This window comes from Curtobacterium sp. 9128 (assembly GCF_007673775.1).
Classification (GTDB): Bacteria; Actinomycetota; Actinomycetes; order Actinomycetales; family Microbacteriaceae; genus Curtobacterium.
This window is the reverse complement of the sequence record NZ_VEAF01000039.1, coordinates 1-221: the sequence shown is the minus strand read 5'-3', so window position 1 is coordinate 221 and position 221 is coordinate 1. Positions and strand designations below refer to the sequence as shown.

Genomic DNA, 221 nt, shown 5'->3' with positions numbered 1-221 from the left:
GAATTTCAATACAGTCAGGGCGGTATCCCACCAGCGCCTCCACCGAAGCTAGCGCTCCGGTTTCAATGGCTCCCGCCTATCCTGTACAAACTGTACCAAAATTCAATATCAGGCTACAGTAAAGCTCCACGGGGTCTTTCCGTCCTGTCGCGGGTAACCTGCATCTTCACAGGTACTATAATTTCACCGAGTCTCTCGTTGAGACAGTGCCCAGATCGTTG

At 51.6% G+C, this 221-nt stretch carries 1 rRNA gene; it reads right to left on the bottom strand.

Going from position 1 to position 221, the window contains the following annotated elements:
* A 23S ribosomal RNA gene (locus FS641_RS17860) occupies nucleotides 1-221 on the bottom strand; the annotation flags it as partial.